Origin of the sequence: Myxococcus eversor, assembly GCF_010894455.1 — a bacterium.
Lineage (GTDB): Bacteria > Myxococcota > Myxococcia > Myxococcales > Myxococcaceae > Myxococcus > Myxococcus eversor.
In genome coordinates this window covers 1-22666 of sequence record NZ_JAAIXY010000040.1, presented here as the reverse complement: position 1 = coordinate 22666, position 22666 = coordinate 1, and the positions used below count along the sequence as shown (strand labels likewise).

Genomic DNA, 22666 nt, shown 5'->3' with positions numbered 1-22666 from the left:
GTTGCTCTCGTGTGGTGAAGCCATGACCGGGAACACATGGAGCATCAGAACTGGAGTGCCGTCAGGACGAATGCCGGGACGGAGTACTGGAGCTTGCCGAGCTCCGCCCTGGGTGGTGTCGAGGAGGTGTCCTCCGGGCGCGTCACGGTTTCTGCATCGAGCTGGAATCCGGTGCGCACCGCCAGCTTCTCGGTGAAGCGGAACTCGAGCCAGAGCGCGGCGTTGGCGTTGTCCACGAGATTGGGATGTGTCGGAGTTCGCTTCGTCACGAACGCGACGGAGCCCTCCATGCCCACGAGCAGATGTGGAGGCAACTCCTGTCCCTCGACCTGAACATTCTCCTCATCGTCCGTGAGCTGACCCACGAGTGCACCCACGACATAGGTGGCCTTGAAGGACAGGCCTGGGCTCAAGGGGTTGAGGGAGTCCATGTGCTCGCTTCGCTTCTGCCCCAGGAGCAACCCCATCTTGAGGAAGACACGCTCGCGTCCCCATGAACCAGCCAGATTGGCCTGCCAGGAGGCGAGCTGTGCCCTGGGAAGTGGGTTTTTGTCGGGTTCAGCAGATGGGTTGAAGCCCCCCTTTAAGGGGAAGAAGTCCACGCGCCCATCGACGCCCAGCACATATCGCGAGCGGCGCCACGCGTACTGGCGGATGGCGTCCTCGATCGTCGTAAAACGGGGCACGAAGCCAGGTGCTTCGTGCTCGGCCAAGGTCTGAAGCTCCGCGGTGAAGGGCTCCAGTCGCTCGGTGAGCTGGGACATTTCTTTTTGAGCAGGTACTCCAATCCTCTCAAGGCGAATGGTTTCGTTCTGGATGGCCCGGACCACCCGGATGGCGGCGTCCTCGAACGTCCACGTTTGCTTGCAGGAGCCAGGAGGGGATTTCGTTTCGACCTGAGGCGCCTCGTCGACACCACAGAGATGGCGCACGATGCGCCAGGTCTCTCGTTCGATGGGCTCTTCGTCTCCCGGAGAAAAACCCGGTGCTGGGTCTGGCAGCGAGGCCACCACGGCGCAGGCACGACGCAGTGAGGGGCCTGCCCTATCAAGGGTGTTCCGATATGCCCCTTCATCGTAGGAACAGAAGGAGATTTTGAGGCCTTTGGGGGAAGGGTTCTTTGCAACGGAATACACGCCGTTGAGTGCCGCGCCCAGCCGAGTCCGGCCGTCGTCGAACGCGGCGAAGGTCAGTTGAGGGTTGAGGGGACCTTTATATCCCTCGATGAATCGCAGGGGGGCGATGGTGAAGCCCGCCTTCGCGTCATCGACCGAGGCCTGGATTGCTGCCTCCGCGCGCGCGAGGAGTTCTCCCGCCGAGGATTGAGAGTCCACTGGCGTGGTGGTTTCCCGAACGCGGGTGAACAGTGTCTGAGTCTCGAGTTGCTGGCACAGACAGCGCTGCTCATGGAGGCTTGCTTGCTTGAGTTGGTCGAGCGCGGGGCTGGCCAGGGCCGCGCTGCTCAAGCAGAGCACGAGCCAAGGAGCCCAGAACGTCGAGCCCTTCCTCACAAGGCACCCGACCTTTCCCAATAAATCTTCTGTTCTCCGGGTTGGCTGTTGAGGGGCGAGAACTTCCTGCTAGAACTCCGGCGTGCCGTGGCGGCGAGTTTCGTCAAGGTATGTTCTGGAAACCAGAGCAGCCAGCGGATGATGTGGATGTCGGATTTTGGGGCATCGTAGGTGAAGAGAATTTCCTGTGTGCCGGTGAGCCTGTCGTCATCGCCATTCGGGTGGGTGATGACGGTGCCATTGTCGATGAGATAGGTGAGCCTGGCGGGAATAGGTTCTCTCCACGCAATCTTGAAGGTCAATCTCTCTGTGGGCATGTTGGGTGCTCCGGGGCTTGTGGCAGTCGCTGAGATGAGAGCCACCCATCAGGATGCATCTAGGGCCCTCCCTGGCTGGGACAGCCGAGCAACTCCAGGTGGATGGACTCCCGGTAGGAAAGCAAGGCCTGTGCCTCACTGTCTTGCTTTCGATGTTTCTCAGGGACCCATTCGCTGATTGGACGGTTGCGTCCACACGACGAGGAGGCGTGGACGGATTCGACCAGGAGCTCGCCGGGCGCCAGTTGGAGTGGGGGATTGTTCAGTGCCGTGCCTCGCCGAGGACATGTCAGGCATGCGGGTTGCTTTGGGTCGAGCTGTGCATGAGCGCAAGGGCTGATGTGCTTCGTGACCCCGTGACGAGCTTCTCGGCGGGAGGCTTGGAATCAGGCGGACAAGACCGCTCACCATGGGCCCATCCAAGGAGAACAACCGTGGCAGGCACAGTTACATTTGGAAGTGCGGACTACCTTGATATCTCATATCTCTTGAACGGGTTGAGGGCGGCGGAATCCGTCGCCAGGCTTCGGCTCCGGAGCCAACCCGATTGGATGGGAAACGGTGCGACGGCGTTTCTGGTGGGTCCGGAGCTTCTCCTGGCGAACCATCACATCTTGCAGACAAAAGAAACGGCGCAGCGCTATCAGGTTGACTTTGAGCAGAGCGAGAGCCCCGGTGTTTCCAGGAGAGCGACGATTAGCTTTGCTCTCGAGCCGGAGCGGTGCTTCATCGCGGATGCCAACCTGGATTACGCCCTGGTGGCGGTCGCGCCTCGTTCCATCGAAGGCGCGGACCTCCTGCGCCAGGGGTGGCTGTGGCTTAGAGGGGGATTGACGAGCCATCCCGGAGATGCTGTTTCAATCATTCACCATCCGCTCGGGGCGTCCAAGCGCATCGCTCTTCGCGAAAACAAGGTTGTCTCGCTGAGCAATCCGGCCGCATCAGGTGTCGAAAATATTGCCTCCCGCCTCTGGTACATCTGTGATGTAACGAGGGGCTCTTCGGGCGCACCTGTCTTGGATGACGCGTGGCGAGTTGTCGCGCTTCACAGCGGCGACCTGCTCCGTGACCCGGATGAGTCACATGTGGAGTTGCTGCTGGGAGACAAGGATGGGGAGTTGCCTCTGCCCGAGGACCCCGCGGTGCTGGCGAACGAGGGTGTTGTCGTTGGCGCGATTCTCGAGGATATCGGGCGGCAGTTGGAGCGGACTCCCAATGCCTTGGCTGCTGCTCTCCTAAAGGATGGGCCGGCGCATGACGAATCATTTGGCGGGCATCAGGCCTACTCCAAGCTGGGCTCCCATTCTCGGTAAAGGCCATATCGCGGAAGGCAGAGGGGGGGCGCTCCTGGTCCTTGGGGGCAGTCCGGTCCTGAAGGATGCTTTGGGGGCTGGCAAACGCCAGAGGTGACTCCCTAGGCGGAAGTGTTTTGGATCATCGCGGTCTTGCGCTGGGTGAAGCGGGAAAGTACATGAAATCGAAAAACTTGGTGAGGCAGGAGTTGCTCCGGCGTATCTACGGCAAGATTTTCCCTTCGCCGCAGGTGGAGGCTGGGTTGCTGGCGGGGATTGAGCGGCGTCAGCAACTTTGTGACGCATTTCGAACTGCCGGGCTGGGGGTCATTCCTCAGTCGATGTGTGATGAGATTAATGGGATATTGTCTGCCCATGCCGAGGAGTCTCTTGTCCTGGACTTCGATGAGCAGCTTGTTCGCCTCAGGATGGCCCTCTTGAACCCTGTCTATGCGGCTGTGAGGAACATCCAGGACAAGGACAGCAAGCCCGGTACGCCGCGAGTGGTGGGTGGAGCTTCGGTTCTCGACGCAGGTCCGTATGAAATCCAGCTCGTCTATCACGGCCTTCTCAGCCACACGGACGACAAGAGCCCAGCGGGTTTGGAAGCGCATCGCTTGCTTACGAGGTTGAAGCAGGCCGCTATTTTCGACGACCATCCGGGTATCCGTGCCGTTCTGCAGGAGACCTATGACTCGGATGTGCTTCTTGTCTCCCGGGATGGACGCCATTCGGGCGTGACGCTTCGCTGGAGCGATGATTTCATCAAGCAACTCAGGGCCCTGATTGCACCGAATCAGCTCGTTAGCCTCGAACCCTATGGCGATGGCAATCTCGCATCGTGCATGAGGGCTCAGCGTGAAAGTCGAGTCCAATTCAATTGCTACTGAGCTGCCATCATGGATGAGTGCCGCCTTGATTATGCCGAATCTGTCGAAGGGCTTCCGGTGGACCTGCGGTCGCTCGCGGCGGAACTCCCGTTCCACCTCGGACTGACGGAACAGACTGACGGAGGCTGGGGGGATTACGCAGCGCTCAAGCCCTTCCAATCGCTCTCGGACTTCGCTTCCGAGGACGCGAAGCTCCAGGGGCGACCTCACTTGTCCGGGGAACATCGGCGTCACTACCTCCGGGCCCATCGGCGCGGGGGCTTCTTCGGGCTCTTCATCGACCGCCTCTCGGACGGTCAAGTGGCCGACCGACCGGAGTGGCCACGGCTGGGGGCATGCCTGTTCGACCAGTGGTGTCGGTCTCTCGCTGACGCCACAGGCAGCGAGGCTCTTGCTACGCATGCGACGCATGCCGCGCTGACCGCTTGGGAATCCGGGATGGACCTCGAACGCACCTGTCTCGAACAGCGAGCCCTGACCATCCCCCAGTATGTGGACCTCGTCAGCCGCAAGGTGGCGTGGCTGGGAACCGCCTCGTTCTGCCTCATCCTCGCTCACGGCAGGCCGGAGCGGCTCCCCACCTTCCGTCGAGCCTTCGACCTGCTCCTGCTCAGCTCGCAGTGCCTGGACGACGCGTTGGACCACGAAGAGGACGCGCGACTGCACGGCGTCAGCTTCCCAGCCGCGCTCGGCGTGCCTCCAGGAGGACTGCTTCGAGCAGCCCCCCGGGTAGCGCGGCTCGGAGCCGAGGTCGCGGGGGCGGGTGGATTTTCACACCTGGGCACATGGCTCGCGGAGCGCGCCCGTGAGCTCGACGACGTGCGTCCCGCCAGCCATTCGTTCCAGAATGAGCTGGCGGCGCTGGTCCTCGGTGAGTCCGTGGCCACGCTGTACGGACTCGCGAAGGACGCCCGCGCCGAAGCGCCAGGTTGACGTCGTGGGGGGAGATGAACGGATGACAGCGGGCCCCAGTTCCTCATTGCGCTTTGTCGTGGCGGTGCTGGCCGCGGCGTCGCTCGGTCTGGGGGCCGCGGTCACCTCCAGCGCCTGGGGTACCTGGGGCACTCCCTTCGCCTCGCTGCTGGTGGACCCCTACGGAGCCTTCTCCTCGGTCTATCTGCCGCAATGGAACAATCAGCGCCTCCCGTTGCGACACCCCAATCCCGTCATCGCCTGTGACGGTGATGCCATCGATGTGGCCCTGGCCCGGCAAGGCGTCTTCCCGGGACAGCAACTCCAGGACTGCATTCAGCGCGCGCATGACGCGGGGCGCGCCGAGGTCTCGCTGGAGTTCTCGCAAGGGAGCCAGCCGCTCACCTTGCGCCAACCCATCCGCCTCTTCGGCGCGGAGGAGGTGCTCTTCCTCTACGGCGTCTACGCCTTGGTGGGGGCGTTCCTCCTCTGGTCCGGGCTGCTCGTCCTGCTGCTGGCGGGGCGACGTGACGGAGCAGTGGCCTACGGAGTGTTGTGCATCTCGGGTTTCGTCTTCCTGCTCACCCTCTTCGACTACCACACGCGTGCCGCGTACATGCCGCTGTTCATCGCCTCGCGGCTGGGCACTGGCATCGGTCTCATCTGGCTCGGCTATGCCTTTCCCGAGCGCCCCGTCCGCTTCCGTCGCCTCTGGCGTACGGCGCTCGCGGCACTGTGCGCGGGAGCGCTCGGAGTCGCCGCGTGGTTGCTGGTCGCGCCCCACGCAGGGCTCGAGACGGCGTGGATGCGCGCCCGGGTCAATGACTTCTCCCAAGGCTCTCTGCTCGTCTGCGGCCTTTCCATCCTCGTGCGCATCCGAGGCAGCAAGGGCCGCCAGCGAGCAGAGCTCCTCTCCGCTGCCTGGGGCCTGGCGCTGTTGCCCGTGCTCGTCGCGTTCTTCGTCTTCTTCGGCCGGGGGCTCTACCTGATGGTCCCCTGCCTCATCGCCACGCTTCCGCTGTCCATCGGCCACGGACTCATCCGTCAGAACGTGCTCGAAGTGACTGCGGTGCTCACGCGGCGCTTGATGGCCGTGCCCCTGGTCCTCGCGGGACTGCTCGCGGCGGCCTTCACGTGGCGCGGAATGTCGCAGCTCCTCGCGACCTACGGAGTCCCCGATGTGCTCCCCGGGGTCGCCGCAGTGAGTGTCTTCGTGGTGTTGGTCCTCCTGGGCAAGCCCTGGGTCGACCGGCTCTTCTTTCCCGCGACCCTCCAGTTCCGGCCCACAGTCGAGCAGCTCAGTGACGAGCTGGCGGCGCCCAGGGACCCAGGGGCCATCCGCGACACCGTGGAGCGAGTCATCCTGCGCTGGCTGTCCACCGGCCGAGTCCAGGTGCTCGACACGGCCGAGCTGAGCGCTGTGTCCCATCTCCCCGAGGACGCGCGGGCACGTCTGGGCGCGGGAGCCCATCTGTGGACGCAGGAAGACGCATGGCAGCGAAAGCTGCTCGTGCCCATGCGCTCGCTCGGTGAGCTCCGAGGTGTTCTGTTGCTGGCCCCCAAGGAGCAACAGGCCCTCTACACCTCGGAAGACCTGGAGCTGCTCCACACCATCGCGAGCCTCGCCGGGGTGGCGCTGCACAACACCCAGGTCCTGCGTGAGCTGGAGCAACTGCGTCAGGCCCAGGTGGACGCGGCGCATGAAGAGAAGCGTCTGGCCCTGGCCCTGCTGAGCGCTGAAATCTCACATGAGATGGCCTATCCCCTGAACTTCTTCCGGCACCTGCTGCGTCAGGGCGGCAAGGGGAAGTCGCTCGACGGTGAGGACATCGACATCGGCCAGGAGGAGATCGAGCGACTGGAGCGAATGCTCATCTCGCTCCGCCGGCTGTCGCTCCCTCCACCGAAGCTGGAGCCTGTCCTCGTGCTCCCCCGTGTCCGCCGTGCGCTGGACCTCATCCGCGACCAGATGCAGGAGGCACGGGTGGTGGCTTCCGTCGACGTGGCTCCCGAGCTCACGCTGCTCGCGGAGCCAGATGCCATGGTGCAGCTCTTCGCCAACCTGCTGCGCAACGCCGCACAGGCGGCGGGACCCGCGGGCCACATCGGTGTGAGAGCCAGGGAAGAGCGCACCGAGCGAGTCCTCGAGGTCTGGGACTCGGGTCCTGGAGTGCCCGAGTCCGCGAGGGACACGCTCTTCGACCCCTGGGTGACCACGAGACAGGGGGGCCTGGGGCTGGGGCTCGCCGTCACGCAGCGAATCGTCCGTCGCTTCGGTTGGAGCATCTCCGTGCACCGTGAGGACGACCGCACCTGCTTTCGGGTCCACACGCCGCTGGATGGAAGCATCAAGGCCCCGACCACACAGGAGGTCGCATGAGAATCCTCATTGTCGATGACCAGCGCAGCGCGCGCCGGGTGCTCACCTCGGTGTTGTCCCCCATGGTGGGCGTGGAGTTGTGCGAGGCGGCGAGCCTGGTCGAAGCCCGCAAGGTGCTCGCCGAGACCTCCGTGGACGTGGCCCTGGTCGACATCCGCCTGGACTCGGATTCACGCAACCGCGATGGCCTGACGCTCATCGGGGAGATTCGTCGCCACACGAGCGCGGTGCCCATCGTGGTGACGGTGTCCAACGAGATGGCGGAGATTCGAGCCGCCATGCGGCTGGGCGCCTATGACTACGTCCTCAAGGACGAGCTGTGTGAGGAGCTCATCCTCCCCATCCTCGAGGGGTTGAGGGACCGACGGAAGCTGGAGCACGAGGTACGTGTGCTGCGCGCCCGCAACGGGCCGGAGGGGCTGCCTTCAGGGGTGGTGGGCACGTCCGAGGCCATGAAGCGACTGCTCTCGGTGGTCCGGCGCGTGGCGCTGTCGGACCGGCCCGCGCTGGTGACGGGGCCCACGGGTTCCGGCAAGGAGCTGGTGGCCCGCGCGCTCCACACGTTGGGGCCGCGGCCGGATGCGCCGTGGTTGGACGTCAACTGCGGCGCCATTCCCGAGTTCCTCATGGAGTCGCAGCTCTTCGGTCACGAGCGAGGCGCCTTCACTGGAGCGGAGCGGCGACAAGAAGGTCTGTTGTCGGCGGTGGGGCCGGGAACGCTCTTCCTGGACGAAATCGCCGAGCTGCCACTCAGCCTCCAGGCCAAGTTGCTGCGTGTCCTGGAGACGGGGGCCTACCGTCGTGTGGGTTCGACGGAGGACCTCGTCTTCCAGGGGCGAGTCGTCGCGGCGACGCACGCGGACCTGGAGGAGCGCGTGAAGCAGCGAGGCTTCCGCGAGGACTTGTACTACCGGCTCGCGGTGCTCGAGGTGCAGGTGCCGGCGCTCGACGAGCGGCGTGAGGACATTCCCGCGCTCCTGGCCCACTTCGTGACCCGTCAGCGACGCCGGCTCCAATTCTCCGAGGAGGCCGTGGCGGTGCTGACCCGTGCGAGCTGGCCCGGCAACGTGCGTCAGCTCCGCACGCTGGTGGACCGACTGACCGTCTTCGCGGAGGAGGACCATGTGACACCGGAGACGCTGGCCCAGCTCCCGGGGCGCGAGCGGCGAGGGATACCCACGGAGGACCCGGTGAAGCAGCTCGCCAGGTCCATCCTGAGGCTGCCTGAGATAGGGGACCGGTTGCTGCACGTCGAGCAGGCCCTCATCGCCGAGGCGATGACACTGGCCGAGGGAAACAAGAGCGCTGCTGCGCGGTTGCTCGGTGTCCACCGCAAGGCCATCGAAAGAAGGCTGGGCCGACCGGACGGTGCCGAAGGTGAGTCCTCTACCGAGGACTGACCGGTCCGTCGCTCCCCGGAATCGTCCAGGGAATGGAGCGTTTCGGCCAGGGCGCGGCTGTCCAGTCACGTCGCATCCCGGTACTCGCGCACCAGAACTCCGAGGCATGCGAGTTGCTCTGCCCTCCGGGACACCCTGCCGGGCTCAATGCCGCGCTCGCCCGGTGCCAGAGGAGTTCCGTATGAAAGCCCGACGGCTCGTCGATGTGGAGCTGCTGAGTCAGCGACTGACGGACGAGCAGTTCCTTCAGCGCGCGAAGCTGGCGCCAACGGAGATGGCGAGGAGCCTCACCGAGGACCCATTCGCGGACCGATGGATCTACCGAATCGTGGTGGTCACCCTGGGGCTCACCGCGCTGACGGCCCTCGTCGGTGGACTCGTCGTGGCCTACAAGCGGCCCGAGTGGCCACTGCCCCAGATGCTCGTGGCCCTGGGCTCCACGGCGGTGGGCGCGCTCGCGGGGTTGCTCGCTCCATCACCCCGAGACCGCTGAGTCACTCAGCGCCGCGCCGCCGCACCCTTCACGGTCCGCCCGCGAGTCAGATGCGCCACGGCCTCACCCAAGCCCTCCACGGTCAGGGAGAACATGGGGAACACCTGCGCAATCATCGCGATGGACCCCGAGCGCCACGAACCCATGGGCTCCGGGTTGAGCCACACATTGCGCTCGAAGTGCTGGGCCAGTTGCATCAGCCACGTCAGCCCCTCTTGCCCGTCCGCCTTGTATCGCCCCTCGGCGTCCGTGCGGATGGCCAGCTCATACGGGGCCATGGACGCATCGCCCACCATGACGAGCTTGTGGTGCCGGCCCACCTGCGCGACCAACTCCGGAACCGTCATTCCACCCGTGAGCTGCGGAGTCGCGTACAGCTTCCCGTACACACAGTTGTGAAAGTAATAGATGCGCAGTTCCTTGAAGTGCGTGGCCTGGCTCGCGACGGAGAACAGCCGGCTCATCACCGCCGCATACGGGTCCATGGACCCACCCACGTCCATGGCCAGCACCACGCGGGTGTTCGGCCTGCGCGGAGGCCGAGTCACGACCTCCAATTCCCCCGCGTTGCGAGCGGTGGCGGAGATGCTCTCGTCGATGTCCAGCTCATCCGGAGCCCCATCGCGAGCAAACGCGCGCAGCTTGCGCAGCGCCACGGCCAGTTGCCGCGTATCGAGCACCAGGTCATCGCGGTACCCCGCATACCTGCGAGCCCCCGCCTGCATCATCGCCATGCCCTGCTTGCCGCCGGCCTTGCCCCCCACGCGCATCCCCCCGCGCGCGAACCCGTTGTTGCCGAACGGCGACGTGCCCCCCGTGCCAATCCACCGGTTGCCGCCGTCGTGCCGCTCCTTCTGTTCGCGCAGCCGCTCCTCGAACAGGCGACGAATCTCCTCGGGGTCCAGCGCCTCCAGCAGCGCCAACTCCTCGGGCGTCAACCGCGGCCGGTCGCGCGCCTCCTCCAGCCAGGACATCAGCTCCTGCGTCAGCTCCAGGCCCGCGGTCTCCACGCCCTGGAAGTGGGACAGGAACGCCTGGTCGAACGAATCCAGCTGCGTCTCCGAGTGCACCAGGAGCGCGCGAGCCACGTGGTAGAAGCCATCGAGGCTGCTGTCATGCAGGCCCGCCTTCAGCGCACCCGCGAGGGCGAGCGCCTCCTGCGCGCCCACCTTCACGCCCCGTCGTCGCAGCTCGTAGAAGAATGGCAGGAACATGGCTCAGGCCCGGGTGCGCCGGCCGCGTCCGAAGGCCTCCGCGACGGAGACCAGGTCCTGCTCCTTCTTCAGCAGGGCGCCGAGGAACGGCAGGTTCTCGTCCAGCTTCAAGTCACTCACGCCCTGGGCCTTGAGCACGGCAATCCAGTCGATGAGCTCGCTGGTGGAGGGCCGCTTGCGCAGGCGGGTGAAGCCGCGCAGCTCGTAGAAGACCTTGAGGGCCTGGTCCGCGAGCGCGGCGTCGAGCCCCGGGTGGTGCACGTCGACGATGCGGCGCATGAGCTCCGCGTCGGGGAAGTCGATGAAGTGGAACACGCAGCGGCGCAGGAACGCGTCCGGCAGCTCCTTCTCGTTGTTGGACGTAATCACGACGATGGGGCGGTGTTTCGCGGCCACCTCGTCGTTCGTCTCGGTGACGCGGAAGCGCATCCGGTCCAACTCGTGGAGCAGGTCGTTGGGGAACTCGAGGTCCGCCTTGTCGACCTCGTCGATGAGCAGCACGACGCGCTCGGGGGCGGAGAACGCCTCGCCCAGGGGGCCCATGCGGATGTATCGCCGGATGTCTCGCACGTCGCCGTCGCCGAAGCGCGAGTCATACAGGCGCTGCACGGTGTCGTAGACATACAGGCCGTCCTGCGCGCGCGTGGTGCTCTTGACGTGCCAGGTGAGCAGCGTATGTCCCAGGGCCTGGGCGATGGCCTCCGCCAGCAGCGTCTTGCCGGTGCCGGGCTCGCCCTTCACCAGCAGGGGTCGCTGGAGGGTGAGGGCGCAGTTGACGGCGGCCTGGAGGCCCTCGTGGGTCAGGTAGGAGTCGGTGCCTCGGAAGCGGACGGAAGGAGGGGCCGGAGTCATGTCCCGCCTCCTTTAACATCCGTCGCGCCGCCGCGGGGGCCCTGGGGGCATGCCTGGGAGGGGGCTGCTCGGCGGGCCCCTGCCCCTCCCTCCAGGGCACGTCAGACCCTTTGCCTATGGTTGTTCGTATCCCACCGGGTCCAAGGAATCCCGCCCGTCGCGTTCTTGGTGGGCATCCGAATGCTGGGAGGAACTCGTCGTGGGTCACCCGTTCGTCGTCACGCTGTTGTTTGTGTGGGCCCTCTCCTCGATGGTGCGCTCCTGCCCGACGGCGACCGCCCTCTTGTCCGAGCGCCCCGCGACGGTGGAGACCCAGGCTTCGCGAGCACCCCAGGGAGTGGAGGCGGGGAAGGCCGAGGAGGCCGTCTCGCCGCCCACGGCCGGGGTTGATACGTCTGTTTCAGAGGGGGGCCCTCCGGTCTGAGCGCTCTTTTGAGCGCAGAACCTCCGAGAAGGGGTGGGGACCCAAAATCGCTCGGAGGATGACCGTTGGCGCGCGTCGTGCAGTGTATTTCCTGTCGATAACCCAGGACGGCGTATATCCTCCCGGCACATGTCCATTGCGAATGAGCTTGGAGAGATGTTCCGGCGCGAGCTGCAGTCCCAGCTGGTGCCTTTGCAGCAGGCGGTGAATCGGTTGGAGGAGGGCCTCGAGGCCCTGGACATGCTGCGTTCAGTGACGTTCCGACTGGCGCCGCTGACCAGCCGGTTGGGAGCGTTGGCGGGAGTTCGTCCCGCGGCGACGACGCGGCAGGCGGCGGTGTTGCCGGCTCCGGCGGCGAAGCGTGGCAAGCCCGGTCGTCGTCCGGCGGCGCAGGTGGAGTTGCCGCTGGTGGCGACGCGGGGCGCGGCGAAGGCGCCGGCTCCGGTGGCGCGTGGAGCGAAGACGGCGGATGGCTCGCGTTCGTGCGCCATCATCGGCTGCAAGCGCCCCAGTCGTTCGAAGGGGTACTGCTCGGCGCACTACCAGAAGCTGCGGTTGCTGATGCGCACGGACCGTCGTCCGACGGCGTGGGTGGATGACGCCCGGCCGCAGTCGGTGCAGGACGTGAAGCTGCCTCGCGGTCGTGCGGCGAGCAAGGCGCTGCAGGCGGCCCAGCCGGTGGCCGCGACGCGTGGAGCGTCCCGGTCCAAGACGGCGGCGCGTGGCAAGAAGGGCAGGATGGCGTAGCGGCAGCGGAGTCGCGGCGGTTTCGCGCTCCAGCTCGCGGTCCATTCGAGGTGGGCTCCCGAAGTGAGGGAGCCCTCCGCCTCGTTCAAGTGTCCCTGAGAAGGGCCGCTGAGTGAGACGTGTATTCAAAACATGAGCTTCGCCTGTCCAGGAGCCCCGACTCCGAGCCAGAGGCACGCCAGGCCAGGAACAGTGAAGGCGAGGTGCCTGGGTGTCAGGCCCTGCGCGCCAAGCCAGGCACGGTAGAGAGGCGAGGTGCCCAGGTGTCCGGCACGGCTCGCCATGCCGAGCCCGGTAGAGGCGAGGTGCCTGGGTGGCAGGCGCTGTGCACCATGTCGAGCACGGTAGTGCCTGGGGGCCACAGGCCCGGCGCGGCTGTGCGGCGATGTGCTCGGGTGCAAGGTCGAGGACGCGCATGGGTGTGCCGCGCTCCTGCCCGGTTGTGTCCAGAGCGTTCCGCCATGGGCGAGGTGGCGTGCGTCGGACCCCGGTTCGCGAGGGCGGAAGAGCGTCATCCAGGCGGCCATGTGGATGGCGGACAGGAGGGTGCGCGCTCCCGTTGACAGTGTGGGGCTGGTGATGGGATTCGGGCGCCATGAGTGAGCAAGGCTATCCAGTCACCGTGGCGGTGCGGCGTCCCGATGGGCGCGTGGAGCAGGTGCGCGTCGGCACGGCGTTCAAGAACGAAGAAGGCTTCACGCTGAAGATGGGCGAGCTGTCCATCGGCGGGACGCCGGATGCGGCCTCCGCGGCGCCTCGTCGCGCGGCGGCGCCGAGTGCTGGCGGTGGTGGCGGCGGAGGGGACGGAATGCTCCTCCCGAACTACGGCCGCAGCAAGGGCGCGCCGGTGGTGGGTGCGAGCCTGCAGGACCTGGAGTTCTACGCGAATGGCGCGCGCCGCTCGCTGAACGACCCGAGCAAGTCGCGCTGGCACGACAAGGAGCGCCAGTTGCTCGCGGCCATCGAGGCGGAGATGGCGCGTCAGCAGGGTGGCGGGGGCGGCGGCAGCGAGGGCTACGACAACCGTGGCGGCGGAGGTGGTGGCGGCTACGGCGGTCGTGGCGGTGGCGGCTACCAGGACGACGTTCCGCCCCCGGGCGACGACGACAACATCCCGTTCTGAAGAAGCAGTGGGGTGGGCGCCCTGTTCAAGGGGCGCTCGCGCGACGGGACACGGACACCGTGGTGCGAGCCACGGTGTCCGGCCCGTCTCGAGCGTGGCGAACACGGAAGGCGTGAGGACGTCCGCGCCGTGTCTCGAAGTCCTGGGGCTCCATCGAAGCGGCGCGCGGTGCGCCCCATCGGGCCCAACCTGTCCAGAAGACCTCGCGAAGCGGACCGTCACGGCTTCACAGCTTCAGACGGAGGACTGTACCCCAGCGCACGGCAGCCACACGGTGAAGGTGGTGCCCTGGCCGACGGTGCTGTTGACGGTGACCTCGCCGTGGTGTCCGTCGACGATGCGGCGGACGATGGCGAGCCCCAGTCCGGTGCCGCTGGCGCGGGTGGTGAAGAAGGGCTCGAAGATGCGCTGTTGCACCTCGGGAGCGATGCCGTGCCCGGTATCGGAGATGGTGAGCCTCGCGTGAGGAGTCCCGGCGCGAGTATCCGGTTCGATGCGCGTGACGAGGTTGCCGCCGGAGGGCATGGCCTGCACGGCATTGGTGAACAGGTTGGTGAGGGCGACGTGGAGCAGGTGGGCATCCAGGTCGATGGGCGGGAGCGCGTCGTCCAGGGCGCGTGAGACGCTGATGCCCGAAGGCCCTGAGCGCAGGGACGCGGTCAGCGCGCCCTCGACGACGGGCCCGAGCGCCTGGGCCCGCAGCCGGGGCTCCATGGGCCGGGTGAAGTCGAGCAGGTCATTGACGATGAGGTCCAGGCGTTGGACCTCCTCATCCATGATGCCGAGCAGGGTGCCCGCGGGCCCGGTGGCCGTCTGGGGCGCGAGTCGGCGGATGGCGGCGAGCGCGTTGGAGATGGCGCCCAGGGGGTTGCGGACCTCATGGGCCACGGTGGCGCTCAACTCACCGAGCGCGGCCATGCGCTCGCGGCGCACGAGGGTGGCCTGGGTGGCGGCGAGTGTCTCCAGGGACTGGCGCAGCTCCTGGTTGAGGTGGCTCACCTCTTCCTGGGCGCGGCGTCGCTCACTGAGGGCGCTGGCGAGCAGCAGTCCGGACACGCTGGCGACGGCGAGGAAGGACTGGAGGAAGGTGAGGCTGTCGTTGTGCCAGGCGAACTGGGCGAAGGGGCCGTTGCCGTGGGCGGTGTGCCAGAGGGCGAGCGTGGACATCACCGCGGTGGCCATGGTGGTGCCCCGGGCCTCGAAGCGCAGGGCGGCCCACAGCAGGAAGGGGAAGGACAGGTAGGTGACGGGGTGGAAGGTGGCGGGAGGCGCCGCGGTGGGCGGCATGCTGAACACCCACTGGGTGGCCACCCCGAGCAGCAGCAGCAGCGTGGCCAGCTCCAGGCGCCGTTGCCGGTTCCACCCGTCGAGTCCCCGCGACAGCCAGGTGAGCAGCAGGGGCGCCACCAGCAGCACGCCCATGGCGTTGCCCACCCAGAACACGCGCCAGGAGGGCCAGAAGTCGCTGGGGGTCAGGCGCTGGTTCGACAGCATGAAGCCCATGCCCAGGCTGGCGCTGATGAGGGTGCTGCCGAGGGCGGCCAGCCCCACCAGTCCCAGCACGTCCCTCACGCGGTCCATCGCGGGGTGGATGCGCACCAGTCGCCGCAGGAGCACCGCGCCGACCATGGCCTCGAGCAGGTTGCCGGTGGCGACGACGAAGCTGGCGGCGGTGACGGGCAGGTGGGCGTCGTGGACAGCGAACGGCTCCACCAGGATGGCGCCGAGCACGAGCAGCGGCCACTCCCGGTGTCGGGTGAGCAGGAGCCCTACGAGCGCCACGCCGCTGGGGGGCCACATGGCGGAGACCAGGTGGGGAGGGAAGGCGAGCACCGAGCCCAGCCGGGCGCCGAGCGCATAGGCCCCGACGAAGAGCACGAGTCGGATGACGGGCTGCCAGCGGCGCGGGTAGGACTTGAGGGAGGGCACGTCCCATTTCGTCGGGCCTCGCTCGGGACATGAGTCGTCGCGACGGGGCGGTGGGTTCCGACGCCTTTCGGTCGACGGAGACTGGCACGGGCCCGCGCGCTCCGGGAAGCACTCGACCTCAAGGAGGACCCCGGCTTACCGGCTCGACCTGAAAACCAGCGGGCTTCCATGCACGTAGCAAAGGGGTGGGTCGCGGATGTCTCGGCACTGGAAGTGCGCAATCACTTGCAACGCAGGGGGGTTCTCCAGGGGCTCCGCCCGCCTTGAGTGGAGTCGTCGCGCACGGAAAGTAAATGTATCGGCGGGGCCGCTTCGGATATGTCGCAAAGTGCTTCATTTTTGAAGTGCGACCGCGTCCCTAGTAAATCCGTGGAATTACCCGGTTGAAGGGTCGTCAGAGGCTTCAAAAATGAAGCCGCTTCTTACAAAGTGGACCGTCATTTCAAGGGCTTCGTTTCTGGCGTGAATCCTGCTCGACAGAACGGGCCAGGGAATCCCTCCCATCCGGCGTGGCGGTGAAAAGACGAGGCCATGAAATGACACCCAATGTCTGTGTCGTCGGAGCCGGGGCTTTCGTTCCATCGCGTCGCGTGAGCAATGCGCGCATCTCACGAGCCATCCCCGGCTGGCCGGCGGAGCGCATCGAGGAGAAGCTGGGCATCCGTGAGCGGCGCTTCCTCTGGGATATCGACGAGGTGACGGGACGCGCGGTGCCTCCGCCGGAGGACGACGGCCATGTCTATCCCGCGACGAACACGGACATGTGCGAGGTGGCGCTGCGCAAGGCGCTGACGACCTCGGGTGTGGACGCGGGGGAGCTGGACGCGCTCTTCGTCGTGACGTGCACGCCGGACGCGCCGCACTTCAACCACGACGCCATGCAACTGCACCATCGGCTGGGGCTGAGGGAGGACGCCTTCGCGCTGGTGGTGGACGACGGGTGTGGTGGCACGACGTACGTGTTGGACCTGGTGAAGAAGATGATGGACGGGGGCCGCTTCCGCACGGTGGCGGTGGTGGCGTCGGCCTTCACGTCGCCGTTGGTGAACCGGGAGGTGTACCTGGACGAGCTGCCTCCGGGGCCGGGCCGGGCCAAGACGCTCCAGGGCTACCTCTCCATGTACGTGTTCGGGGACGGGGCGGGAGCGGTGGTGCTCCAGACGAAGCAGGACGCGCCGGCCGGGGCGGGCATCCTGGCCTCGTTTTCGGGCAACGCGCATGGGGACCTGGTCATCCGCAAGGGGGGCGGGGTGTTGAAGCTTCCCTACCAGCCAGGGCGGTCGCGTCCCGCGGACATGGCCTTCGTGGTGGATGGGTTTCGCGTGGCGCGCAGCTACCCCGAGTACATGCAGAAGTGCCTCGACACGGTGTTGAGTCCGAGACCCGAGCTGAAGGGTGAGGTGAAGCGGTACTACTTTCACCAACCCAACAAGCGGGTGATGGATGCCTTCGTGTCTCGCGCGGGGCTGTCGCCGGAAGCGGTCGCTTGCAATGTTGACTTGTATGGAAACACGTCGGCGGCGGGGATGCTCATCCTGCTCGCGGAGGACCTGGAGGCGGGTCGCGTTCGACTGGGGGCGGGGGACATAGTGTTGGTGGCGGCCGTTGGAGCGAATATCCACTACGGCGCCCAGTTGATTCGGCTGTAAACTTCGAGTGCCTCCTTCCCCCGTGGAGACACCGTTTGATGACAGACAAGAAGCAGCCGTCGGACGCGCTCGAGCCTCACCTCGCGCGCGAATTGGAGGAACGCGTCTCGTTGGCGACGCGAGAAGACACCGCGCGAGGACTGTTTTTCAATGGCGTGCTTGGCGCGGTGAAGGTGCTTGGTGGCGAAGCCGCGGTGCAGCGTTGCCTCGCCGTCGCGGGCGAAAAGAAGTACATCGATTTCTTCAACTACCCGGTGGCGGCGTTCCTGCGGTTGTCCTTCACGGCGGCGCAGGTGATGGGGCCGCAGCTGGGTGGGTTCGACCCGGCGTTGCGGAGGATGGGAGTGCAGGCGACGTCGGACTTCCTGTCCTCGGCGGCGGGCAAGACGTTGTTGCTGCTGGCGGGGAACAGTCCGAAGCGGATGCTGGGCAACCTGCACTCGGGCTACCGGGCGGCGGTGAGCTACGGTGAGCGCGGCGTGACGTGGACGAGCGACACGAGTGGCGTCTTCACGATGAAGCGCGACTTCATGACGCCGGCCTATCACGAGGGTGTGCTCCAGGCGGTCATCGAGGCGATGGGCGGAAAGCAGGTGCACGTGAGCGGCAAGAAGACGGGGCCGCTCGACGCCGAGTACACGCTGTCCTGGCAGTAGCAGCGGGCCTCCAGGCGCGCGCGGTACGGAGGGGCCGTGCGCGCCAGGGGCATTGAAGGTCTCTGTTTTTTCGCAGCGGAGGTCAGCCGGAGCGCCGGGCCTGTCGGCACATGAGGCCGGATTGCGCGTGGGGCTCCGGTGGCTCGAACCGAGGGAGCAGCCTATGTCGCGGTGGCACGGTGGTGCGGTGGTGCTGGGTGCGTGCGTGGTGCTGGCGGGAGCGTCCGAGGCGCGAGCTGAGGAGGAGGTCTACCAGTTCCGCACGCAGGAGGACCCGACGAAGCCCCCGGACGCGGCGGTGTGCGCGAAGGCGCCGTTCGAGACGACGGTGAAGCTGGGCGCGAGCATCTACGTCCCGAAGAGCCGCGAGCGCGACGGCAGGTGGGTGAGCCGGGGCGAGAAGAGCGTGGGGACAGCGACGGCGTGCCTGCGAATCACGGACGCCCGGTTTCCGGCGGGGCAGCAAATCCCGGCGCACATGCGCTTCAACCTCCCGGAAGGGAGCTTCACGGCGTCGGGGACGTGCACGCTGGTGAGCAACGACGTCCCAGTGGCGGGGCTCGTGCTGGCGGGGTGTGCGTTGAAGCTGGTGGAGATGCCGAGCGGCTACGCGGGAGGCACGGTGTCGAGCACCAGCGTGTTCAACCCGGCGAAGCTGCCCGGTTACGCGACGGGCTCGAACTACACGCTCTACGTGTACAAGGCCGAGGCCCCGAAGGCCGCCGGAGCCAAGGCCACGACGCCCTGAGCGAGGACCCCGGCTCCTCTCGTCATCCCAGTCGAACAGGCGTGTACCAAGGTGCTCGACGGGGAGTCGCGGCGACGCGGGCCGGGTCGGGAGTCCGAGGGACGCTGGTGTAGCGGAGGCGATACCCGCGCGGCAGCGTCTTCCAGTACGTCACGTTCCAGGGGGCCAGTTCCTCCCCGAGCTTGGACTCGGGGACAGGGCGGTTGCCGTCGCCGAGCTCCTCGTGGAAGCGGAACTCCGCCTCGGCGATGTCGAGGCTCAGTGCCTCGATGACCCACGACTCCGGGGCCTCATTGGCGCTGGGCTCCTCGCCCGCGTTGACGTAGCGGCTCCAGTCGGGCTGGGCCTGGGCCTCCCAGAGCGCGCCACCCGAGGGCGTGAGCTCATAGACGAAGAAGGAGCGCGGGCGAGGCCGGAGGAGCGCCTTGGAAATCGCGTCGGGAGTGAAGAGCTCCTCCATGCCGTCCGGGTGCTCGTGGACGATGATGAGGTCTCGCTCGGCGAGAGCGGCCAGGCGCTCGCACAGCTCCTCGTGGGAAAAGCGAGGGTCATCGCGCATGTTGAGTGCGGCCGCGGGGTCTGACGCCACGAGCAGGTGGAGGGGCGTCGGCAACTCCAGGGCGGCCTCCAGGAGCCAGAGGTCCAGCACGTCCACGGGCACGTTCTCGGAGGGCATGCCCGGAGGATAGGGCATCCGGGGGGATGCGGGCACGCGGGTCGACTGGAGGACGATTCATTCCGCTTTCGGAAATTACGAAAACGGAGCGATTGTTATGCTGTCGCCATGAAGCGGCTCCGATTCGTCCTGGAAGTGCACCGGGCCACCCACCGCATCGGCCTGTTCCTGGAGGCCGTCGAGCCTCCGCTGGGGCTCTCGCAGGGGGAGGCTCATCTGTTGGCCTACTTGTTGGAAGCCGGAGACACGTCGCTGAGCGAGCTGCACCAGGCCTTCGCGCACAAGCGCTCCACACTGACCAGCTACATGGACCGGCTGGAGGCGAAGCGGCTGGTGAAGCGGGAGTCGAGGCCCGAGGACCGGCGCTCGTTCCAGGTGTTGTTGACGGGCACGGGCCGGGCGTTGGCCACCCGGGTCCACCGTCGCCTGGAGGCGCTGGAGGCCGCGGTGCTGGAGCGGCTGGGAGACGAGGACGTGGAGGGCTTGACGACGGGGCTGGAGGCCCTCGCCGAGGTGGACCGCGAGGCCCGACCGGCGCGCAAGCCGGGCTCGAGGAAGAAGGTCCCCAAATCATGAGCGAGCAACGAGGCAGCGTGGGGGACACGGACGCGGACTTCCTCACGGCGGTGGAGGCGGCCACCTGGCCGGGAGAGCGCTTCCGTCACCGGGAGCATCTGCGGCTGGCCTGGCTGTGTCTGCGAGCGGAGGGCTTCGAGGGGGGACTGTCGCGCCTGCGCGGGCTCATCCGGGGCTACGCCATGGCGCTCGGGGCGACGGGCAAGTACCACGAGACGATGACCCGGGGCTGGGCGGAGCTCGTCCAGGGCGCGATGGACGCGGCGCCCGGGAGCGCATCCCTCGACGCGTTGCTGGAGGCAAGCCCCGAGCTGGCCGACGCGAGGCTGTTGGCGAGCCACTACCAGAAGGCGACCCTGGACTCGGCCGAGGCACGAGCAGGCTGGGTGGCGCCGGACCTGAAGCCGCTGAGGCAGGGGCGCGAGGTCCGGTAGCGGGAGTCAGGGGCCGGTGATGTTGTGGTCCTTCATGTACTTGTCCAGGGTGCGGCGGGCCTGGGAGCGGACCTTGTTCTTGAGGAAGGGCGTCCAGCCGAGGACGAGTCCAGCGGGGCCCAGGGCCTGTCGTGACCAGGTCCAGAAGTCGAAGCTGTCCTGGTGGCGGACAATCTTCCCGTCGCGGAACTCGAACTGGGCGTCGATGCGGTTGAGGACCTTCCGGCCGGTGGTGGCGAAGGTGTAGTGGGCATCCCAGTGGGCGCGGCCGGTGCGGTCATCGGCCTGGACGTCGCGGAAGGTGACCTCCAGGTCCTTGCCTCGCTCGACGAGCATGCTCCACATGGCGGTGGTCCCCCCGTGGCGCAGGCCGAGGAAGACGGCGTCGGAGAACTCGACGTCCGGGTGGTAGCAGGCGTTCATGGCCTTCGCGTCGCGCCGCTGGAACGCCGAGTAGAAGTCGGTGATGAGCTGGGAGTGCGGGTGCATGCCGGAGGTCTACCAGACCTGTGCTCGGCCATGCTGGGGCTTCACGAGCCCCACCCACGGTCTTCCGGCGTGGCACCGGGAGGGGGGCACATGGCAAATTGCGCCCCATGGCTCGCGACATCGTCATCTGGCCGCACAAGGTCCTCACCTCGCCCACGAAACCCGTGACGGACTTCGGTCCCTCGCTCCAGAAGCTCCTGGAGGAGATGGCCGAATCCATGAAAGAAGCCGAAGGCATCGGCATCGCCGCCAATCAGGTGGGCGAGTCGCTGCGCGTGGCCCTGGTGGGGCGTGAGGACGGAACGTCCTTCGAAATCGTCAACCCGCAAATCCTCGAGAAGAAGGAGACGGTGACGTTGGAGGAGGGCTGTCTCTCCGTCCCTCGGGAATGGGAGAAGTGCCGCCGCTTCCACAAGGTCAAGGTCCGCTACCAGGACAGGACGGGGGAGTGGCACGAGGTGGAGGCGGAGGGGCGCCTGGCCCACGTCCTCCAGCACGAAATCGACCACCTGGACGGCCACGTCTTCGTGGACCACCTCTCCGGGCTGAAGCGCACGCTCATCCTGGACAAGATGAAGAAGCTCCAGAAGATGAAGGCTCGGCAGAAGGAGAGCTGAACAGGACCTGGGGGGAGGGCACATGGCGCCTGGCACCATTCCCGAGCGGGTCACGGCCTTCCGCGAGCAGTACCGCGGCGAGCACGTCGGTCCCCGGTACTCTGGCTGGGCGCACTTCGCCTTCACGAGCCTGGGCTCGCTGGCGGTCATCCTGCTGGCGCTCTCTCGAGTGGAGGCAGTGCGTCCCTGGGAGTGGTTGACGGTCCCCGGAGTCTTCCTGCTGGGGAACGGGGTGGAGTTCCTGGGGCACCGGGGGCCCATGCACCATAGGAGGCGAGGCCTGGGGCTCCTCTTTCAGCGCCACACCGAGCAGCACCACCGCTTCTTCACCCATGACGCCCTGGCCTACGAGTCCTCCCGGGACGTGAAGATGGTGCTCTTCCCGCCGGTGTTGCTCCTCTTCTTCCTGGGAGCTGTCGCCGCGCCGCTGGGGGGCCTCACCTTCCTCGTGTCGACGCGGAACGCGGGCTGGCTCTTCGTGTCGTCGGTGGTGGGCTACTACCTCTCCTACGAGTGGCTCCACTTCTGCCACCACCTGCCGCCCGAGCACTGGCTGGCCCGACTCCGGCCGCTCATCTGGCTCCGGAGGCACCATCAGGCGCACCACGACCCGTCGAAGATGGGCCGCTGGAACTTCAACATCACCGTTCCGCTCTCGGACTGGCTGTTCGGAACACTCGCCCCGCCCCCTACGTCGGAGGGCGGGCGGCGCGGCGACCCTTGAGGCCGAGGAAGCCTTCCTGGGGCGTCGGGGGTTCTCGAAATGGGGGACGGTGGATAAATCCCCGCGACCGATCATCCGGTATTTGACGGACGAGAAGTGACGAGGTAGTAACTGGACCCCTGCTCGACGCCTTGGTGCCCCGGCACCTGACGGCGAACGGACGGGGGAAGTAAACGGTCGACGAAGGTTGTTGACCTGGGACGCGGCGGTGATAGAAGCCGCGCCCCCTGGCCGAAACGGTGATCGCAGTCACTCACCGGGGCGGACGCAGGAAAGAAGACGGAGCCAACCAAATAGGTTGATCCAGGGTGCGGTGGTGGTAGAAGCCGCCCTCCCGAAAGAGACAGCGGAAGCCACTGGGCGGCGCTGAGGACTTCGGGAAGCAGCAAAGAAGAAAAGCGAAACTGGGTGGTTGACGGGGACGCGAAGATGGAATAGAAGAGGCGCCCCGCTGACGCCGGAAAGAAGCAGAAGGCGGCAGCAAGGTAGCAGGAAGTCGCGGTTGAAACAAGCGGCTCGGTCTTTGAAAACCAAATAGCAAGCCCAAGAAGAAGAGAAGGATTGCGGAAACCGCAGTCAATCTTTGAGAAGGCACCAGCCAGGGAGCGCTGAG

Annotated in this window: 24 protein-coding genes; 16 read left to right on the top strand and 8 right to left on the bottom strand. The window is 66.6% G+C overall.

The window, feature by feature from the left end:
* Positions 1-44: 44 nt before the first annotated feature.
* Entirely contained in the window at positions 45-1466 is a 1422-nt protein-coding gene (locus tag G4D83_RS44570; RefSeq protein WP_163871062.1) for a hypothetical protein, read from the bottom strand.
* A gap of 41 nt (positions 1467-1507) precedes the next feature.
* Positions 1508-1828, bottom strand: coding sequence for a hypothetical protein (locus G4D83_RS44565; protein ID WP_163871061.1), 321 nt, complete (start codon positions 1826-1828; stop codon positions 1508-1510).
* 551 nt (positions 1829-2379) lie between these two features.
* Here G4D83_RS44565 and G4D83_RS44560 point away from each other — a divergent pair.
* From G4D83_RS44560 to G4D83_RS44535, 6 genes are all read left to right on the top strand, one after another.
* On the top strand, positions 2380-3141 hold the full coding sequence (locus G4D83_RS44560; protein ID WP_163871060.1) for a trypsin-like serine peptidase: 762 nt from the start codon (positions 2380-2382) through the stop codon (positions 3139-3141).
* Between the two features lie 158 nt (positions 3142-3299).
* On the top strand, positions 3300-4010 hold the full coding sequence (locus tag G4D83_RS44555) for a hypothetical protein (protein ID WP_163871059.1): 711 nt from the start codon (positions 3300-3302) through the stop codon (positions 4008-4010).
* A gap of 438 nt (positions 4011-4448) precedes the next feature.
* On the top strand, positions 4449-4943 hold the full coding sequence (locus G4D83_RS44550; RefSeq protein WP_163871058.1) for a hypothetical protein: 495 nt from the start codon (positions 4449-4451) through the stop codon (positions 4941-4943).
* A 22-nt stretch (positions 4944-4965) separates the two neighbouring features.
* Complete coding sequence (locus G4D83_RS44545; RefSeq protein WP_163871057.1) at positions 4966-7302, top strand: sensor histidine kinase; 2337 nt, start codon at positions 4966-4968, stop codon at positions 7300-7302.
* Entirely contained in the window at positions 7299-8702 is a 1404-nt protein-coding gene (locus G4D83_RS44540) for a sigma-54-dependent transcriptional regulator (RefSeq protein ID WP_163871056.1), read from the top strand. Before G4D83_RS44545 ends, G4D83_RS44540 begins: the two co-directional genes overlap by 4 nt.
* A gap of 181 nt (positions 8703-8883) precedes the next feature.
* A complete protein-coding gene (locus G4D83_RS44535; protein WP_163871055.1) occupies positions 8884-9195 on the top strand; it encodes a hypothetical protein in 312 nt (103 codons plus the stop codon).
* Between the two features lie 5 nt (positions 9196-9200).
* On the opposite strand, the gene G4D83_RS44530 is transcribed toward G4D83_RS44535, so the two are convergent.
* The gene (locus G4D83_RS44530; RefSeq protein WP_163871054.1) at positions 9201-10409 is read right to left on the bottom strand and encodes a vWA domain-containing protein; all 1209 of its coding nucleotides are present in this window, start codon (positions 10407-10409) and stop codon (positions 9201-9203) included.
* Positions 10410-10412: 3 nt separating this feature from the next.
* On the bottom strand, positions 10413-11261 hold the full coding sequence (locus tag G4D83_RS44525; RefSeq protein WP_163871053.1) for an AAA family ATPase: 849 nt from the start codon (positions 11259-11261) through the stop codon (positions 10413-10415).
* Positions 11262-11460: 199 nt separating this feature from the next.
* On the opposite strand from G4D83_RS44525, the gene G4D83_RS44520 reads away from it, so the two are divergent.
* From G4D83_RS44520 to G4D83_RS44510, 3 genes are all read left to right on the top strand, one after another.
* Entirely contained in the window at positions 11461-11685 is a 225-nt protein-coding gene (locus tag G4D83_RS44520; RefSeq protein WP_163871052.1) for a hypothetical protein, read from the top strand.
* Positions 11686-11814: 129 nt separating this feature from the next.
* A complete protein-coding gene (locus G4D83_RS44515) occupies positions 11815-12432 on the top strand; it encodes a vegetative protein (RefSeq protein WP_240357177.1) in 618 nt (205 codons plus the stop codon).
* Between the two features lie 595 nt (positions 12433-13027).
* Positions 13028-13555: a hypothetical protein gene (locus G4D83_RS44510; protein WP_163871051.1), complete on the top strand. Its 528-nt coding sequence runs from the start codon at positions 13028-13030 to the stop codon at positions 13553-13555.
* Between the two features lie 234 nt (positions 13556-13789).
* On the opposite strand, the gene G4D83_RS44505 is transcribed toward G4D83_RS44510, so the two are convergent.
* Positions 13790-15484 (bottom strand): MASE1 domain-containing protein, encoded by a 1695-nt coding sequence (locus G4D83_RS44505; RefSeq protein WP_163871050.1) that lies wholly within the window; start codon positions 15482-15484, stop codon positions 13790-13792.
* Between the two features lie 536 nt (positions 15485-16020).
* Here G4D83_RS44505 and G4D83_RS44500 point away from each other — a divergent pair.
* From G4D83_RS44500 to G4D83_RS44490, 3 genes are all read left to right on the top strand, one after another.
* Positions 16021-17133 (top strand): 3-oxoacyl-ACP synthase III family protein, encoded by a 1113-nt coding sequence (locus tag G4D83_RS44500; protein ID WP_163871049.1) that lies wholly within the window; start codon positions 16021-16023, stop codon positions 17131-17133.
* A gap of 38 nt (positions 17134-17171) precedes the next feature.
* Positions 17172-17789 carry a DUF2378 family protein gene (locus G4D83_RS44495; RefSeq protein ID WP_163871048.1) on the top strand — a complete coding sequence of 206 codons (618 nt, stop codon included), beginning with the start codon at positions 17172-17174 and terminating at the stop codon, positions 17787-17789.
* A 163-nt stretch (positions 17790-17952) separates the two neighbouring features.
* Positions 17953-18537, top strand: a complete 585-nt coding sequence (locus tag G4D83_RS44490; protein ID WP_163871047.1) for a hypothetical protein — start codon at positions 17953-17955, stop codon at positions 18535-18537.
* A 22-nt stretch (positions 18538-18559) separates the two neighbouring features.
* Here G4D83_RS44490 and G4D83_RS44485 read toward each other — a convergent pair whose 3' ends face one another.
* Positions 18560-19249: a hypothetical protein gene (locus G4D83_RS44485; RefSeq protein ID WP_240357176.1), complete on the bottom strand. Its 690-nt coding sequence runs from the start codon at positions 19247-19249 to the stop codon at positions 18560-18562.
* Positions 19250-19321: 72 nt separating this feature from the next.
* Between G4D83_RS44485 and G4D83_RS44480 the strand changes: the two genes are divergently transcribed.
* Positions 19322-19789: a MarR family winged helix-turn-helix transcriptional regulator gene (locus G4D83_RS44480; RefSeq protein WP_163871046.1), complete on the top strand. Its 468-nt coding sequence runs from the start codon at positions 19322-19324 to the stop codon at positions 19787-19789.
* The gene (locus G4D83_RS44475) at positions 19786-20223 is read left to right on the top strand and encodes a hypothetical protein (protein ID WP_163871045.1); all 438 of its coding nucleotides are present in this window, start codon (positions 19786-19788) and stop codon (positions 20221-20223) included. The genes G4D83_RS44480 and G4D83_RS44475 overlap by 4 nt, the downstream gene beginning before the upstream one ends.
* A gap of 6 nt (positions 20224-20229) precedes the next feature.
* Here the strand turns inward: G4D83_RS44475 and G4D83_RS44470 are convergent, their stop codons facing one another.
* Positions 20230-20712 (bottom strand): nuclear transport factor 2 family protein, encoded by a 483-nt coding sequence (locus G4D83_RS44470; RefSeq protein ID WP_163871044.1) that lies wholly within the window; start codon positions 20710-20712, stop codon positions 20230-20232.
* Between the two features lie 107 nt (positions 20713-20819).
* Here G4D83_RS44470 and def point away from each other — a divergent pair, with 107 nt between their 5' ends.
* Together def and G4D83_RS44460 are read left to right on the top strand one after the other, a co-directional pair.
* A complete protein-coding gene (def, locus tag G4D83_RS44465) occupies positions 20820-21329 on the top strand; it encodes a peptide deformylase (RefSeq protein WP_163871043.1) in 510 nt (169 codons plus the stop codon).
* Positions 21330-21351: 22 nt separating this feature from the next.
* A complete protein-coding gene (locus tag G4D83_RS44460; RefSeq protein WP_163871042.1) occupies positions 21352-22053 on the top strand; it encodes a sterol desaturase family protein in 702 nt (233 codons plus the stop codon).
* A 71-nt stretch (positions 22054-22124) separates the two neighbouring features.
* On the opposite strand, the gene G4D83_RS45750 is transcribed toward G4D83_RS44460, so the two are convergent.
* Positions 22125-22666 (bottom strand): hypothetical protein (locus G4D83_RS45750; RefSeq protein WP_205522865.1); only part of this gene is annotated, 542 nt, incomplete at its 5' end.